Source organism: Streptomyces sp. NBC_01775, from assembly GCF_035917675.1.
Classification (GTDB): domain Bacteria; phylum Actinomycetota; class Actinomycetes; order Streptomycetales; family Streptomycetaceae; genus Streptomyces.
In genome coordinates this window covers 405,402-420,435 of the sequence record NZ_CP109104.1, presented here as the reverse complement: position 1 = coordinate 420,435, position 15,034 = coordinate 405,402, and the positions used below count along the sequence as shown (strand labels likewise).

General features: G+C 70.9%; 11 protein-coding genes. 4 read left to right on the top strand and 7 right to left on the bottom strand.

Translation table 11 applies throughout. The annotated features are described in order from the left end of the window. The first annotated feature begins 12 nt into the window (after positions 1-12). Positions 13-855 carry a L,D-transpeptidase family protein gene (locus OHB04_RS02000; protein WP_326686020.1) on the top strand — a complete coding sequence of 281 codons (843 nt, stop codon included), beginning with the start codon at positions 13-15 and terminating at the stop codon, positions 853-855. 135 nt (positions 856-990) lie between these two features. On the opposite strand, the gene OHB04_RS01995 is transcribed toward OHB04_RS02000, so the two are convergent. Next, positions 991-2,400 (bottom strand): Gfo/Idh/MocA family protein, encoded by a 1,410-nt coding sequence (locus OHB04_RS01995; RefSeq protein WP_326806608.1) that lies wholly within the window; start codon positions 2,398-2,400, stop codon positions 991-993. A 329-nt stretch (positions 2,401-2,729) separates the two neighbouring features. Here OHB04_RS01995 and OHB04_RS01990 point away from each other — a divergent pair, with 329 nt between their 5' ends. After that, on the top strand, positions 2,730-4,094 hold the full coding sequence (locus OHB04_RS01990) for an alpha-amylase (RefSeq protein ID WP_326806607.1): 1,365 nt from the start codon (positions 2,730-2,732) through the stop codon (positions 4,092-4,094). A 91-nt stretch (positions 4,095-4,185) separates the two neighbouring features. Here OHB04_RS01990 and OHB04_RS01985 read toward each other — a convergent pair whose 3' ends face one another. Further along, positions 4,186-7,158 carry an FAD-binding and (Fe-S)-binding domain-containing protein gene (locus OHB04_RS01985; protein ID WP_326806606.1) on the bottom strand — a complete coding sequence of 991 codons (2,973 nt, stop codon included), beginning with the start codon at positions 7,156-7,158 and terminating at the stop codon, positions 4,186-4,188. 215 nt (positions 7,159-7,373) lie between these two features. Further along, on the bottom strand, positions 7,374-7,811 hold the full coding sequence (locus tag OHB04_RS01980; protein WP_326686016.1) for a MarR family winged helix-turn-helix transcriptional regulator: 438 nt from the start codon (positions 7,809-7,811) through the stop codon (positions 7,374-7,376). 205 nt (positions 7,812-8,016) lie between these two features. On the opposite strand from OHB04_RS01980, the gene OHB04_RS01975 reads away from it, so the two are divergent. Next, complete coding sequence (locus OHB04_RS01975; RefSeq protein ID WP_326806605.1) at positions 8,017-9,936, top strand: ABC transporter ATP-binding protein; 1,920 nt, start codon at positions 8,017-8,019, stop codon at positions 9,934-9,936. Positions 9,937-10,267: 331 nt separating this feature from the next. Here the strand turns inward: OHB04_RS01975 and OHB04_RS01970 are convergent, their stop codons facing one another. Together OHB04_RS01970 and OHB04_RS01965 are read right to left on the bottom strand one after the other, a co-directional pair. Further along, a complete protein-coding gene (locus tag OHB04_RS01970; RefSeq protein ID WP_326686014.1) occupies positions 10,268-10,642 on the bottom strand; it encodes a VOC family protein in 375 nt (124 codons plus the stop codon). A gap of 189 nt (positions 10,643-10,831) precedes the next feature. Continuing rightward, on the bottom strand, positions 10,832-12,133 hold the full coding sequence (locus tag OHB04_RS01965; protein ID WP_326686013.1) for an exo-beta-N-acetylmuramidase NamZ family protein: 1,302 nt from the start codon (positions 12,131-12,133) through the stop codon (positions 10,832-10,834). A 181-nt stretch (positions 12,134-12,314) separates the two neighbouring features. Between OHB04_RS01965 and OHB04_RS01960 the strand changes: the two genes are divergently transcribed. Further along, on the top strand, positions 12,315-12,827 hold the full coding sequence (locus tag OHB04_RS01960; protein WP_326686012.1) for an O-acetyl-ADP-ribose deacetylase: 513 nt from the start codon (positions 12,315-12,317) through the stop codon (positions 12,825-12,827). Positions 12,828-12,935: 108 nt separating this feature from the next. Here the strand turns inward: OHB04_RS01960 and OHB04_RS01955 are convergent, their stop codons facing one another. Continuing rightward, on the bottom strand, positions 12,936-14,102 hold the full coding sequence (locus OHB04_RS01955) for a questin oxidase family protein (protein ID WP_326686011.1): 1,167 nt from the start codon (positions 14,100-14,102) through the stop codon (positions 12,936-12,938). 80 nt (positions 14,103-14,182) lie between these two features. Beyond that, complete coding sequence (locus OHB04_RS01950) at positions 14,183-14,989, bottom strand: ABC transporter ATP-binding protein (protein WP_326686010.1); 807 nt, start codon at positions 14,987-14,989, stop codon at positions 14,183-14,185. Positions 14,990-15,034: the final 45 nt, after the last annotated feature.

Sequence of the window (15,034 nt, the reverse complement as noted above, 5' to 3'; positions counted from 1 at the left end):
ACGATGGAGGACATGCGCATACCTGGGGCAGGACGGACAAAGGGCAAGGCGGCAGCGCCGGCAGCCATCAGCGGGGGCCGGGCGGCCGGGGGAGGGACAGGTGCCCTGGACGGAGCCAGGGTCAGAGCCCGGTCCAAGGCCAAGGCGGCCCTCATCGCGGGAGCGGCGGGCACGGCGCTGGCCGTCGTACTCTCCGGCTGTGGCGCGGACGGCGGCGGGTCCGGGGGCTCCGGCGGTGCCAAGCCGTCCGCGAAGGCGGAGCGCGTCCAGGACCCGACGAAGATCCCCGGTGTGGGTGACAAGTACCAGTCCAAGATCCCGGCCAAGAGCGACCAGGTCGTGGCCGTGGAGGGCCGGGGCAAGGACTCGGCCGACGCGAAGGTCCGCCTGTACTCGCGGCAGGGCAAGAAGTGGAGCCAGGAGCGCAGCTGGCCCGCGCACAATGGCAAGAAGGGCTGGACGCCCAGCCACCGCCAGGGCGACAAGCGCAGCCCGGTCGGCGTCTTCACCCTCTCCGACGCGGGCGGCGTACTCTCCGACCCGGGTGCCAAGCTGCCGTACGCGCACACCGCGGCCTTCACGCCGCCCACGTACTGGCCGAAGAAGACGCGGCACGACTTCGACCACGTCATCGCCATCGACTACAACCGCGTCAAGGGCACCAGCCCCCTCGACCCGGCCCGTCCGCAGGGTCAGGCCAAGGGGGGCAGTATTTGGCTGCATATGGATCACGGCAGCGGCACGTCAGGCTGTGTGAGCCTCTCCAAATCCGGCATGAGCACGCTCCTGCGCACGCTCGATCCGGCCAAGCATCCGGTGGTCGTGATGGGCGACAAGGCGTCGCTCACCGGATGAGCCCATGCCCCATGCCCCATGCCCCGGATGCACCGAGGCTCCGGATGAGCCCGGCCCCCCGATGAGCCCAGGCCCGGATGGGTCCAGGTCCTCCGGACGCGCCCCGGCACCCGCGGCCGGGGCGGGCGCCGGCGGTCACTCCTTGGGCTTGGACGAGTCCACCCCGTCGCGCTCCTTCTTCCACAGTCCCCGGGTGAAGTCGGGGATCTCCTGAGGCTTGCCGTGTGCCTTGATGGAGGCGTGGCTGAGCGGCACGGGCGAGGTCCAGGTCGCGGCGTCGTAGACGTCGAAGTCCGGGACCAGCCCGAGCCGCATGCACTGCATCAGCCGGAAGAGCATGATGTAGTCCATGCCGCCGTGCCCGCCGGGCGGATTGGCATGCTCCTTCCAGAGCCAGTGGTCGAGGTCCTTGTACTTGTCGAAGTCGCCCCACTCGTCCCCTGACATGTCCGGCTCCAGGTAGATGCGGGGCGGGTAGTCCTCGAAGACGCCCTTGGTGCCGCCGAGGACGTTGAGGCGGGAGTAAGGGTGCGGGTTGGAGACGCCGTGCTCCAGCCGGATGACGCGGCCCTTTGCCGTCTGGACAAGACTTATCGACATGTCGCTCTCGATATAGGTCTCCTTCCAGCTCTCGTGGTCCGGCGGCATGTTCTCCTTGCGGTACGCCGCCAGGCCCAGCGAGGGCGAGCCGAACGTCGAGATGCGGACGGCGCGGTCGCCCCGGTTGACGTCCATGTAGTTGGCGGCGGGGCCGAAGCCGTGGTTCGGGTAGAGGTCGCCTCTGAGCCGGGTGTGCCACAGGCGGCGCCATGGGCCCTCGTAGTAGTCGGGGTCGAACATCAGCCCGCGCAGATCGTGGAGGTAGGCGCCTGCGCTGTGCAGCAGGTCTCCGAAGAGTCCCTCATGTGCCATGCGCAGTACGCGCATCTCGTTCTGCCCGTAGACACAGTTCTCCAGCTGCATGCAGTGCTTACGGGTCCGTTCGGAGAGGTCGACCAGTTCCCACAGCTGGTCCAGTTCCAGCGCGATGGGACACTCGACGCCCACATGCTTGCCGGCCTTCATGGCGATCTTGGCCATCTCGAAGTGCCAGTCCCACGGGGTGGCGACGTAGACGAAATCCAGGTCGCCGCGTGCGCACAGCTTCTCGAAGTCGTGGTCTCCCTTGGTGTAGACGGCGGGAGCGGGCTGACCCGCGGCGGTGACCTTCTTCGCCGCCTTCTCGGTCTTCTCGCGCACCGGGTCGCACAGGGCTGTGACCCTCACGCCCTCCAGTGCGAGGAACAGGTCGATCATGCTGCCGCCGCGCTGTCCCAGGCCGATGATGCCGACCCGGACGGTGCCGCGTCTCTCGAAGGGGACACCGATCATCGTCTTGCCCTGCCGGGGCGGTGCGGCAGGTGTCTGTCCCGCCTGGGCGCCGTCCGCCGAGCCGGGAGCGGCTTCGGCGGCCCCCGTCCCCAGTGCGCCGATGCCGAGCCCGGCACCGGCGGCGCCGGCCGTGCGCAACACCGAGCGGCGGCTGAATCCTTGGTCGTCGTTCATCGGGCCTCCCGCAGATCTCTGCATGTCGGAATGCGTGGAACTCCAGAACTCCGCTGAGGACCCTGGTGGTTGAGACCAGTGATGCGCAAGGGCGGGGACTTGGACTCTCTTTGCCCGTGGATGGACTTCCGTGTCGCAAATTCTTGCAGAAATAAGTTGGAAAATTTTGCACGGCTTCTTGACGGGTCCATGGGCGGGCGGCAGGCTCCGGACCGTACCCTCCGCGAACGGCACGCTCCCCAGGGTCCGTTCGCACCCCCCACGGCGGCCCAGGCGCCTGGCTGCCTTCCCGGGCACCCCACGTGCCCGTACGACGAAGGAGCCGCACGATGAGAAAACGTCTGCTCGGGGCGAGTACGGCCACAGTGCTGGCGGCGGGCGGCCTGATGGCGGCCACTCCCTGGCACGCTCAGGCGGACCCGCCCGGCGAGAAGACCGTCACAGCCACCCTCTTCGAGCGGCCGTACGCGTCCGTCGGCCAGGAGTGCACGGACACGCTCGGCCCCGCCGGATACGGCTACGTCGAGGTCTCACCCGCCACCGAGCACATTCAAGGTGACCAGTGGTGGACCTCCTACCAGCCGGTCAGCTACAAGATCGCTGGACGGCTCGGCGACCGTACCGACTTCCAGAACATGGTCAAGGCCTGCGACGCGGCCGGCGTCAAGGTGATCGCCGACGCGGTCGTCAACCACATGTCCTCCGGCTCGGGCACCGGCACCGGCGGCACTCGATACACCAAGTACGGCTACCCCGGTACCTATGAGGACGGCGACTTCCACGCGTGCCGTCGGGACATCAAGGACTACACCAGCCGCGACGATGTGCAGAACTGCGAACTCGTGGGCCTCGCGGACCTGGACACCGGAAGCGACAAGGTGCGTTCGGCCATCGCCGGCTACCTCGACGACCTGCGCTCCCTCGGTGTCGCCGGGTTCCGCATCGACGCGGCCAAGCACATGGCGGCGGCCGATGTCGAGGCCATCAAGGGCAAGATGGCCCAGGGTCCGGGCTTCTGGGTCAGCGAGGTCATCCACGGCGAGGGCGAGGCCGTGCAGCCGGACGAGTACACCGGCCTCGGGGACGTCGACGAGTTCCGCTACGGCCGTCACGTCAAGAGCGCCTTCCAGGGCGGGGGACTCGGCTCGCTCCAGAACATCGGGGACGGCAAGCTGGCCGGCGGCTCGGCCCGTACGTTCGTCGACAACTGGGACACCGAGCGCAACGGATCCACCCTCAGCTACAAGGACGGCGCCGCCTACACCCTGGCCAACCTCTTCATGCTGGCGCACCCCTACGGTTCGCCGAACGTCTACTCCGGCTACGAGTTCAGCGGCAACGACGCCGGACCGCCCAGTGGCGGCAGCGGCTGGACCGGCAACCACGCCAAGCCCGAGATCACCGGCATGGTCGGCTTCCGCAACGCCGTCGGTGACGCCGGATTGAAGGACTGGTGGTCCGAGGGGGCCGCGCTCTCCTTCAGCCGGGACGACCGGGGCTTCGTGGCGGTCAACAACGGCGACGGGGAGCTGAGCAGGACCTTCCAGACCTCGCTGCCCGCAGGCAGCTACTGCAACGTGGCCTCGGCGCAGGGCGGCTGCGACCAGAAGGTGGAGGTCACCGACGGCGGCACGGCGCAGCTGACGCTCCCTGCCCGGAGCGCGGTCGCCCTGTACGTGGACGCCACCGGATAGCGCGCAGGACGCGTCGGGGCGGGCCCGGCACGGGTCCGGCCCCGACGACGCCACGTCGCGGGTCCGGCACAGGGCTCGCCGGGACGACGCCTCAGCGGGGCCTGGTCGCCCGCTCCAGTTCCTGGATGACGGAGTGATAGCCCCGGTTGCCCGTCGCGTGATCGAGGCCGATCTCGCAGGTGCGGTTGGCCGAAAGGTAGGCGTCGTAGGAGCGGGCGGTCACCTCCGCGGCCTCGCGGGCCGTGGCGGAGGCGGTCAGCTCCTCGTGCAGCAGCCCCCGGTCGCCCGCGAACGCGCAGCATCCGGCATCCAGCGGCACGACGACTTCCTCCGCGCACGCCTCGGCCACCTGCCGCAGTTCCGCCTCGTCACCCAAGTGCCGCATGGAGCAGGTGGGGTGGAGGACGGCGGAGGCCACGCGCTGCTCGACCGTGAGCCGCGGCAGCAGTTCCTGGGCGGCCCACACCAGCGAGTCGAGAATGGTCAGCCGCTCGTGGAGCTTGCGGTTGGCCGCCGTCAGATACGGCACCACCTCCTCCGCGACTCCCAGGGTGCAGGAGGAGGCGTCCACCACCAGCGGAAGCTCGCCGCCGTCCGTCCACCGCCAGGCGGCCTCCACCATCCGGTTGGCCATCAAGGTGTTGCCCGACTTGTAGCCCTTGGAGTGCCAGATCGTCGCGCAGCAGGTGCCGCAGACGTCCTCCGGGATCCACACCGGCCGCCCGGCGCGCGCCGAGACGATGACCATGGACTCGGGGAGGGAGAGGCCCTCGTAGCCCTCCGGATCGCCGAAGATGCGGTTGACGCACGCCGGATAGTAGACGGCAGCGGCCATCGGCCTGGCGGTCGCGGGCAGTCTCCTGGCGGCGGCGCCCGGGATCTCCGGCAGCCACTCGGGCACCAGGTCGGGGCGTACGGCCTTGCGGGCCGCGCCCGTCATCCTGCCGAGCATCCGGTCGCCCAGATCGCCGCCGCGCCCGCCCAGGCGCTTGCGCAGCCGGTCGGCGGCGGCCACCGCGAGGCGCGCCGAGCGCTCCACGCTCGCGAAGTGCCGCGCCGTGCGCTCGGCGGTGCGCTCCTCGCGGGGGGAGTGCCGGGCGTGCCGGAACTCCTTCATCAGGGCGCCGGTGTCGATGCCGACGGGGCAATCCAGCTTGCAGGTGGAGTCGCCCGCGCAGGTGTCCACCGCGTCGTACCCGTAGCTGTCCAGCAGGCGGTCGTTGACGGGGGAGCCGGGGGCCTGGCGCGTCATCTCGCGGCGCAGGACGATGCGCTGGCGCGGCGTGGTCGTCAGATCCTCACTGGGGCAGGTCGGTTCGCAAAAGCCGCACTCGATGCACGGGTCGGCCCGCGCCTCGATGCTCGGGATGGACTTCAGACCGCGCAGGTGGGCCTTGGGGTCGCGGTCCAGCAGCACCCCTGGCGCCAGCACCCCGGCCGGGTCCAGCACACGCTTGATCCGCCACATCAGCTCCGTGGCCCGCTCGCCCCACTCCAGCTCCAGGAAGGGCGCGATGTTGCGGCCCGTGGCGTGCTCGGCCTTCAAGGAGCCGTCGAAGCGCTCCACCGTCATCCGGCAGAACTCGTCCATGAAGGCGGCGTACCGCTCGACATCACCCGGGTCGGCCGCGTCGAAGGCCAGCAGGAAGTGCAGGTTGCCGTGCGCAGCGTGCCCCGCGACGGCCGCGTCGAAGCCGTGCCCGCGCTGGAGTTCCAGGAGCGCCTCGCACGCCTCCGCCAGGCGGGAGGGCGGTACGGCGAAGTCCTCGGTGATCAGGGTCGTACCGGAGGGCCGTGAGCCGCCCACAGCGGTGACGAACGCCTTGCGCGCCTTCCAGTATCCGGCGATCGTCTTCGCGTCGCGCGTCAGCTCGTTGGTGACCGACGGGACCGGAGCGACCAGTTCCAGCCCCGAGAGCACCTCGCGCGCCGCCCGTTCGCACTCCTCGCGTGCCGCGTCGTCGGGGGAGCGGAACTCCACCAGGAGTGCGGTGGTCTCCTTGGGGAGCCGGGCCCAGTCCTGCGGCACTCCGGAGACGCTGACGGAGGCGCGCAGAGTGTTCCCGTCCATCAGTTCGACGGCCATCGCGCCCGCCTCGTTGAAACGGGGCACGGCGGCAGCGGCGGCGGACAGGGTGGGGAAGAAGAACAACCCCGTCGAGGTGCGCCGGTGCAGGGGGAGCGTGTCGAAGACGATCTCCGCCAGGAAGCCCAGCGTGCCCTGGGAGCCGACCATGAGGCCACGCAGGATCTCCACCGGTGTCGCGCCGTCGAGGAAGGCGTCCAGGCGGTATCCGTTGGTGTTCTTCAGCTCGTACTTGGCGCGGATACGGGCGACCAGCTCTTCGTCCGCCTCGATCTCGGTCTTGAACGCCATCAGGCTCTCGCACAGCGCCGGTTCGGCCCGTGCCAGGTCCTCCTCGGCCGTCGGGCTCGCCGTGTCCACGACCGTGCCGCTTGGCAGGACGGCGGTGAGAGAGGCGACCGTGCGGTAGGAGTTGCGCGTGGTGCCGGCTGTCATGCCCGAGGCGTTGTTGGCGACCACGCCTCCCACCGTGCAGGCGATGGCGCTGGCCGGATCGGGCCCGAGCAGCCTTCCGTGCGGTGCCAGTGCGGCATTGGTGCGGAACACCGTCGTCCCCGGCCGGACCCGCACGCGCCTGCCGTCGGGGTCCAGTACCTCGACGCCCGCCCAGTGGCGGCGTACGTCCACGAGGATGTCCTCGCCCTGCGCCTGGCCGTTGAGCGAGGTGCCGGCGGAGCGGAAGACAACGTCGCGGCCGTTGTCCCGCGCGTAGGAGAGCACGGCCGAGATGTCTCTCAGGTCCTCGGCCAGCACCACGACCTGGGGCACGAAGCGGTAGGGGCTCGCGTCGGAGGCATAGCGCACCAGGTCGGACACCTTGGAGAGCACCTTGCCGGGGCCGAGCAGCCGCTCCAGGTCGCCCCGCAGCGGCTGGGCCGTGCCCTGGGCCCGGCCGTCGGAGACCCGGTCGGCGGCCGGGGAGTGCCCCGCGCCGGTCTGCGGGCGCAGTGCGCCGGGCTTCGGTTCGAGCAGCGGCATGGCATCTCCTGGGCACACGGAGGGGCGGGGCGGGGGTTCCCGGGGCGGGGGAACCGGACCAGGGGCTCTTGTTAGCTTCACATGCTAGTTCGGGCCCGAGCGCCGACAGCTGCGGCCGGTGGGGCTGTTGGCACCGACCACTCGGGTTGTCGGCACCGCTACGTGGGGTTGTCGGCAGCCGCCGCGTGGGGCTCCGGATGAGGGGCGGGCGGAGGTCAGCAGCCCGTGTCCAGCAGCGTCAGCAGCCTGCTCAGTTCCTCGCGCTGGCCGGACGAGAGCGGCCCCAGCAGCTCCTCGGCCGCCGACCTGCGGGCCCGGCGCAGCTCCTTGAGCGTGCTGGTGCCTCCCTCGGTCAACTCGATACGGATCACCCGGCGGTTGGCCGTATCCGGCGCCCGGCGTACCAGGCCGCGCTCCTCCAGGGCGTCCACCAGGCTCGTCACCTGGCGGGGCACCACTCCCAGGCGCTCGGCGAGGTCGGCCATCCTGGGCGGTTCCGGGCTGTGCGAGACCGTGCGCAGCAGCCGGGCCTGGGCGGGGGTGACGCCCACAGGGGCGAGATTCTGCCGGTGTGCGTGGTTGATCCGTTTGGTCAGGCGCAGGAGCTGGTCCGCCAGATCTCCGGCGGTTTCGTCAGCGGGGTGGTGGACCATGCCCGCAGGCTATCAGGACGTGGTTCATTGTGAGTATAGGTAACGATGAACTATGCTCGCTAACCGTCGCCGGAGACAGGTGTCCGCCTCCGGCCCGCGCACACCCTGCGCGCGGCCTCGTGCCCGCGCACCGCCTCCCCTTTCCGACGCACGCACCCCTCCAGACCCACTGACACGCACCCCTCGACACCCACCAAGGAGCCCCTTGCGTCATGAGACCCCCGGCTGGACGCCGTCTCCCAAGGACCAGCTGACCACCGAGCAACCGGCCCAGGTGCGCCGGATCCTCCGCCTCTTCCGCCCCTACCGAGGACGCCTCACCCTGGTCGGCCTGCTGGTCGGCGCCTCCTCGCTGGTCTCCGTCGCCTCCCCCTTCCTGCTGCGCGAGATCCTCGATGTGGCCATCCCCGACCGGCGCACCGGGCTGCTCTCGCTGCTCGCACTGGGCATGATCGTCACCGCCGTGACGACCAGCGTCTTCGGCGTGCTCCAGACGCTGATCAGCACGACCGTCGGCCAGCGCGTCATGCACGACCTGCGCACCGGCGTCTACGCCAAGCTCCAGCGGATGCCGCTGGCCTTCTTCACCCGCACGCGCACCGGCGAGGTCCAATCCCGCATCGCCAACGACATCGGCGGGATGCAGGCTACCGTCACCTCCACGGCGACCTCGCTGGTCTCCAACCTCACCAGCGTCATAGCGACCGTCGTCGCCATGCTCGCCCTGGACTGGCGGCTGACGATCGCCTCCCTGGTGCTGCTGCCCTTCTTCGTGTGGGTGAGCCGCCGGGTGGGCCGCGAGCGCAAGCGGATCACCACGGAGCGGCAGAAGCAGATGGCCGCCATGTCCGCCATCGTCACCGAGTCCCTCTCGGTCAGCGGCATCCTGCTCGGCCGCACCATGGGCAGGGCCGACTCCCTCACCAGGACCTTCGCCGACGAGTCCGAGCGTCTGGTCGACCTGGAGGTCAGCTCCAGCATGGCGGGCCGCTGGCGGATGTCCACCATCGGCATCGTCATGGCCGCCATCCCCGCCCTGCTGTACTGGACCGCCGGAGTACTGGTGAACTTCGGCGGCCCCGCCTTCTCGATCGGCACCCTCGTCGCCTTCGTCACCCTCCAGCAAGGACTGCTGCGCCCCACGGTCTCCCTGCTGACCACCGGCGTCGAGATGCAGACCTCGCTCGCGCTCTTCCAGCGCATCTTCGAATACCTCGACCTGCCCGTCGACATCACCGAGCCCAGCCACCCGGTCGCCCTGCCGAAGGTGAAGGGTGAAGTCCGCTTCGAGCACGTCGACTTCTCCTACGACACGACAGAGCCCTCGGGGACCCGTGCCAAGGGCAGCACCGGAAACACGCTGCACGGCATCGACCTCACCGTCCCGGCGGGCACCAGCCTGGCCGTCGTCGGCGCGACGGGCTCCGGCAAGAGCACCCTGAGCTATCTGGTCCCGCGCCTGTACGACGTGACCTCGGGGCGGGTCACCCTCGACGGGGTCGACGTACGCGACCTGGAGTTCGCCACCCTCTCCGGCGCCGTGGGCGTGGTCTCCCAGGAGACCTACCTCTTCCACGCCACCGTCGCCGACAACCTCCGCTTCGCCAAGCCGGATGCCTCGGACGAGGAACTGCGCGAAGCCGCTCGCGCCGCCCAGATCCACGACCAGATCACCGCGCTGCCCGAGGGCTACGACACGCTCGTGGGAGAGCGCGGGTACCGCTTCTCCGGCGGTGAGAAGCAACGCCTGGCCCTCGCTCGCACCATCTTGCGCGACCCGCCCGTGCTGATCCTGGACGAGGCCACCAGCGCGCTCGACACCCGCACCGAACGCGCCGTCCAGGAAGCCATCGACGCGCTCTCCGCCGGACGCACCACCCTCACCATCGCCCACCGCCTGTCGACCATCCGGGACGCCGACCAGATCGTCGTCCTGGACGCCGGCCGGACAGCGGAACGCGGCACCCATGAGGAACTCCTCGCGCTGCGGGGCCGGTACGCCGCCCTGGTACGGCGCGACGCGCAGACCACCGACGCCGCAGCGCGCTCGGAGGCCGGCGACGCCGCTGTGCGCCCGGAGGCCGGTGTCACGGCGCCCTCAGAGGCGGGCGCCACGGTGGGCTGAACGACGGGCTGTGGCTGCCGCGCGCTCGACCCCACCACCGCTGTGCAGGATCCTTGAGCGAGCCGCGGTGTTCTCGGGGTGGTGGTATGGACACGCTCGGCGGTGCGGACGAAGAGCAGTACGGCGGGGGCCCGTCGTGGCTTCATCCGGATGGCGCCCACGCACCCTCCGACGCCGTGCTGGTGCTGCGCGAGCGGGAGGTCGCCGACAGGCTCGCGCGGCTCGGTGGGGTGTGCAGGCCCGACGGGACCGAAACGCTCTACAGCCTGGCCCAGGACCGCCGTTCCCGGACCGGTCGGGGCCACCGGGCCTCGGGCCGTCCCCGGCGTCGTCAGCCCCGGACCGCGCGGGGCTTCGGGTCGAAGACGCAGAACTCGTTGCCCTCCGGGTCCTGGAGGATGTCCCAGCCGATCTCCTCGTCCCTGGCACGCACCAGGACCGCACCCATCGCGAGGAGTTCCTGGGTGTTGCCGAAGACATCCATGTGCACACGGTTCTTGACGGTTTTGGCGTCGGACACCGGATTGATCCAGATCAGCGGGCCAGGACCCTCCGGGTCGTAGATCGGGACGGGCCACTCGGGCGGCTGCTCGGTGTATCCGGCGGGTGGTTCGCGCCGTTCGTACCCCAGCGCGTCGCACCACCAGTCGGCGAGCGTCTGGTGGTCCTTGGCGTCGAGGGCGAGGGCCTTGAAACGTGCGGGCATGAGGTGAGCCTAAGGCCAGAAGATTCCGGCGGCGCCCGCCCGGCGGCAGGGCGGACGGGCGGGCGGACCGGATACCGGCGGACACCGGGCGGAGATCTGCTGGAACACGGCGGAGATCGGACCAGGTCAGCGGCAGGTCAGCGCTGGGGAAACGAAGACCGGCCAGGGGAACCGGTAGGCCGGCCAGGGTCACCGGTAGAGCAGATACCCCCGGCGCGTCCGCTCGAAGTCGCGCACCTCCGCCCGCCACGCGGCGGTGATCTTTTCCACGTTGTCTCCGGCGTCGATCATCTCGCGCAGCCGGGGAGAGCCGGACAGCTTGTCGATCCAGAACGGCCGTTCGGGGTCAGGATCCTCGCGCCAGGCGAAGCCCTCGTACTTCCTGGCCTCCACCAGCATGGCGACCGCCGTCGGCACCGGCTCGTAGCGCGCCGGATCGGTCACCAGCAGCTGTACGCCGGCGCAGGTCTTGCCCTCGTGCTTGCTGAAGGTGGGCACGAAATAGCCCTCCCTGAAGCGCACTCCGGGCAGCCGCAGGGCGTTGAGGCGGTCGCTGTAGTGGTAGTCGAGGAAGGGCGCGCCGATGAACTGGAAGGGCTGTGTGGTGCCCCGGCCCTCGGAGAGGTTCGTTCCCTCGAAGTATCCGGTGCCCGCGTAAGCCGTCGCCGTGTCGGGCGTCGGCATGTTCGGGGAGGGCGGCACCCAGGGGAGCCCCGTCTGCTGGGCGGTGGTGTCCGGATCCCAGCCGCCCACCCGCACGACCTCCAGCTCCACCCTGCCGCCGTCGCCCTCCTTCGGCAGCAGCTCACCGTTGAAGTAACGCGCCAGTTCCCCGACGGTCATACCGTGCTGCTGGATGATCGGCTTGAGCCCGACGCCGGAGGCGAACTCCGGTGTCAGCAGCGGGCCGTCCGCTCTCCTGCCCACCGGGTTGGGCCGGTCCAGGACGACGAAGGAGGCGCCGAGGGAGCGGGCCGCCACCATGGCGTGGTACATCGTCCAGACATAGGTGTAGAAGCGCACCCCCACGTCCTGGATGTCGAAGACGATCGTGTCCGCGCCCGCCTTTTTGAACAGGCCTGCCATCTTCCGCGCGTCGGCGCCGTACGCGTCGTAGACCGTCAGTCCGGTGCGCGGGTCCTTGAACTCCGGCTCGGACTCTCCCGCCTGCGCGCTGCCCCGGAAGCCGTGCTCCGGCCCGAAGACCCCGACGATGTTCAGCTCCTTGTGCGCCGCCATCGAGTCGACCACATGGCGGGCGTCGCGCAGGACGCCCGTCGGGTTGCTGACGACGCCCACCTTGCGGTCGCGCAGAATCCGCCACCCTCCGGCAGCCGCCGACTCGGCGCCCGTGGTGACCCTGTGCGGCCCGTGCCCGTCCCGGTCCTGCGCTGAGGGGGCGGCAGCCGCGCCATGGGCGAACAGTGGCGCTGTCAGAGCGGCGGCCGTGCCGCCGGCCATCAGTGAACGGCGAGAGGGAGCGCTGGCCATGACAGACCGTCCTTCCGGGGCGACACGGTACGGCCGGTTCCGGCGGGGGCCGGTGAGGCCGCTGGAGCAAGCTCGTACGAACTGGTGGGGCAAGCTAATACGAAGGTGTCACTGCCGACCAGGGTGCGCGCGGCGGGCAACCCGGATGCGTTCCGTCACGCGCCGCGTGAGGATGGGCCGTATGCCGAAACCCCATATCAATCCGGTTCAGGGCGACATCACCGAGCAGGATGTCGACGCCGTCGTCAACGCCGCGAACTCCTCGCTGATGGGCGGAGGAGGGGTGGACGGCGCGATTCACCGCAGGGGCGGCTCGGACATCATCGCCGAGTGCCGCAAGCTGCGCTCGGAGCGGCTCCCCGACGGACTGCCCGCCGGTCAGGCGGTGGCCACCACCGCGGGCAAACTGCCGGCGCGCTGGGTGATCCACACGGTCGGGCCCGTATGGAGCCAGGAGGAGGACCGCTCCGAGCTGCTCGCCTCCTGCCACCGCGAGTCGCTGCGCGTCGCACGCGAACTCGGCGCCCGCACCGTCGCGTTCCCCGCGATCTCCACCGGCGTCTACCGCTGGCCGCTCCAGGACGCGGCGCGCATCGCGGTCAGCACGCTCCGGGAGGAGGGCGAGGGCTTCACCGAGCTGCGGATCGTCCTGTTCGACAAGAACGCCTTGGACAGCTTCAGGGCGGCGCTCTGAGGCCGCTCTGCGCCTCTCCGGCCGGCCCGTCCGCTCCCGTCGGGCCCTGCGCGGGCCCCGGCCCGGCCTGTGGCGTCCTGAGGACCTCTGGCGCCCTTGAGGAGAGGCTCAGAACACCGGCTCGATCAGCTCCACCGAGCGCAGCGAGGCCGCCAGCGCGAGGGGATCCCCGCCCGGTGTACGGACCGCCACGTCCAGCACGGTGTCGGCCAGTTTGATGGCGTGCTCGTCTCCGTGTGCCGCCGCGCGCGCGAACACCTCCTCGGGGGCGTGCCCGGCAGCGGAGGCGGCCGGCGTGCCGTCGGCCGGGCCGTATACGGCCCATACGGCCGTGCTCGCTGCCCAGGCGGCGTCCGCGCCGGCCGCCCACAGCGGGCGGGGGAGCGCGGGAAGGACGCGCAGTACCGCGTTGGGCGCCGTCGCCGTGTGCACCAGCATCACCGGCGAGCCGTGCGCGTGCGTGGCGTAGCGGTGCGCCGACGCCCGCACGACCTCCTCCAGCGCCGCTCGGACCCGCTCAGGCGCCGCCTCGCCGCCCGCACCGGATGCCGCCTCGTTGCGCGCCGTGGACGTCGCCTCGCCGCTCGCACCGGATGCTGCCGGGACGGAGCCGCCAGGCGCGGCCGGACGGTCCGGCAGGGCGCCGATCCGGGAGAGCCGGTCCCGGATGCCGCCGCTCTGGTCGTCGATCAGGGGAACCGCCGCGAGCCCCGCTTCCGCCGAGGCGGCGGCGGGCAGCCGGGTGACACCGGGGAGGACGCTGTGCCGCGCGGCCCAGTATCCGAGCGCGTGGGCCAGCTCGGTGCGGCGCGGCGCCGTCTCTCCGCCCTCGGAAAGGAGCGTGCGTACGGCGTGCCCGGTGCGGATCACCGGATGCGTGGCCGCCCCTGAGATTCCGGGCAGCAGCCTGGGCCACCACTCGGCGAGTACCTCGCGCCAGGGACGCTCGGCCATCTGGAGGGTGAAGAAGCCGGACCAGTCGCCGAGGCGGCGCGGGTCGCCCAGCGCCTCCTGCCAGTTGGCACCGGTCACCGGCAAGTCCTGCCCCGGCATGTCCTCCAGCTTGGTCCGGTAGCGGTCGACCCAGCGGTGCACGGCCCGCGCGTGGCCGTGCCGCACCAGCGCTTCCACGGCCATCGGCGCGTGGTTGCTGAGCCAGCCCTCGCGCTCGGGGCCGCTGAGATGCAGCCGCTCCAGCGCCTCGTCCAGCGTGCCCGTGGCGTCGGGATCAGGGCCCGTCCCCGCCGAGTCCACGCCGTTCTTCTCTGTGTCCATACGAGGACGCTAGATACGGCGGGACGCGCGGGTAACGGACCCGCGAACGAAACCGCCGCCTACGGGAGACCTAGGACCGTTCAGGCACTGCGGCCGGAGCGCGCCAGCCAGCGGCCGTCCTGGGAGGTGACCTCGATCGGGCGGCCGAAGCACTGCGTCATCAGCTCGCCGGTGAGCACCTCGGACGCGGGCCCGCGGGCGCACACCCTGCCCTCGCGCAGCAACAGCGCGTGGCTGGTGCTGGGAGGCAGCTCCTCCAGGTGGTGGGTGACCGTGACCGTCGACAGGCCGGGACGGTCCACCGCAAGGCGGCGCAGCGCGTCGATCAAGTCCTCGCGGGAGGGCAGGTCCAGCGCGTTGAACGGCTCGTCGAGCAGCAGCAGCGACGGTGAGGGCATCAGCGCGCGGGCGATCAGGATGCGGGCCCGCTGCCCTCCCGAGCACACTCCGAACGGCCGGTCGGCCAGCTCCTTGCACTCCAGCTCGGACAGCAGGTCACTGGCCTGCTGCCGGGTCGCCTCGTCGTACTCGCGCCACAGCGGCTGCACCGTACCCGTCGCACCGGTCAGCACGACCGTGTGCGCCGTCGCGTCCTGCGGGACGCGCTGAGAGCCGGAGACATGGCCGAGGTGGGCCCGAAGCTCGCGCACATCCACGCGGCCGAGCCTGTTGCCCAGCACCTCGACGCTGCCGGTCGTGGGAAACATGACGGCACCGACCAGCTTGAGCAGCGTCGTCTTGCCCGCGCCGTTGGCCCCCAGGAGCGCCCAGTGCTCACCGGCCTCTATCGACCAGTCGATCCCGTCGAGGATGACCTGGTCGGTGGTGAGGCGGCGGACACCGACCCCCTCGATGGAAGCGACCTGACGGGGCGAGGGCTGGTTCATCGCGGGCCTCCCGGGGCGTACTGCGGGCGGACACGGCACGTGCGG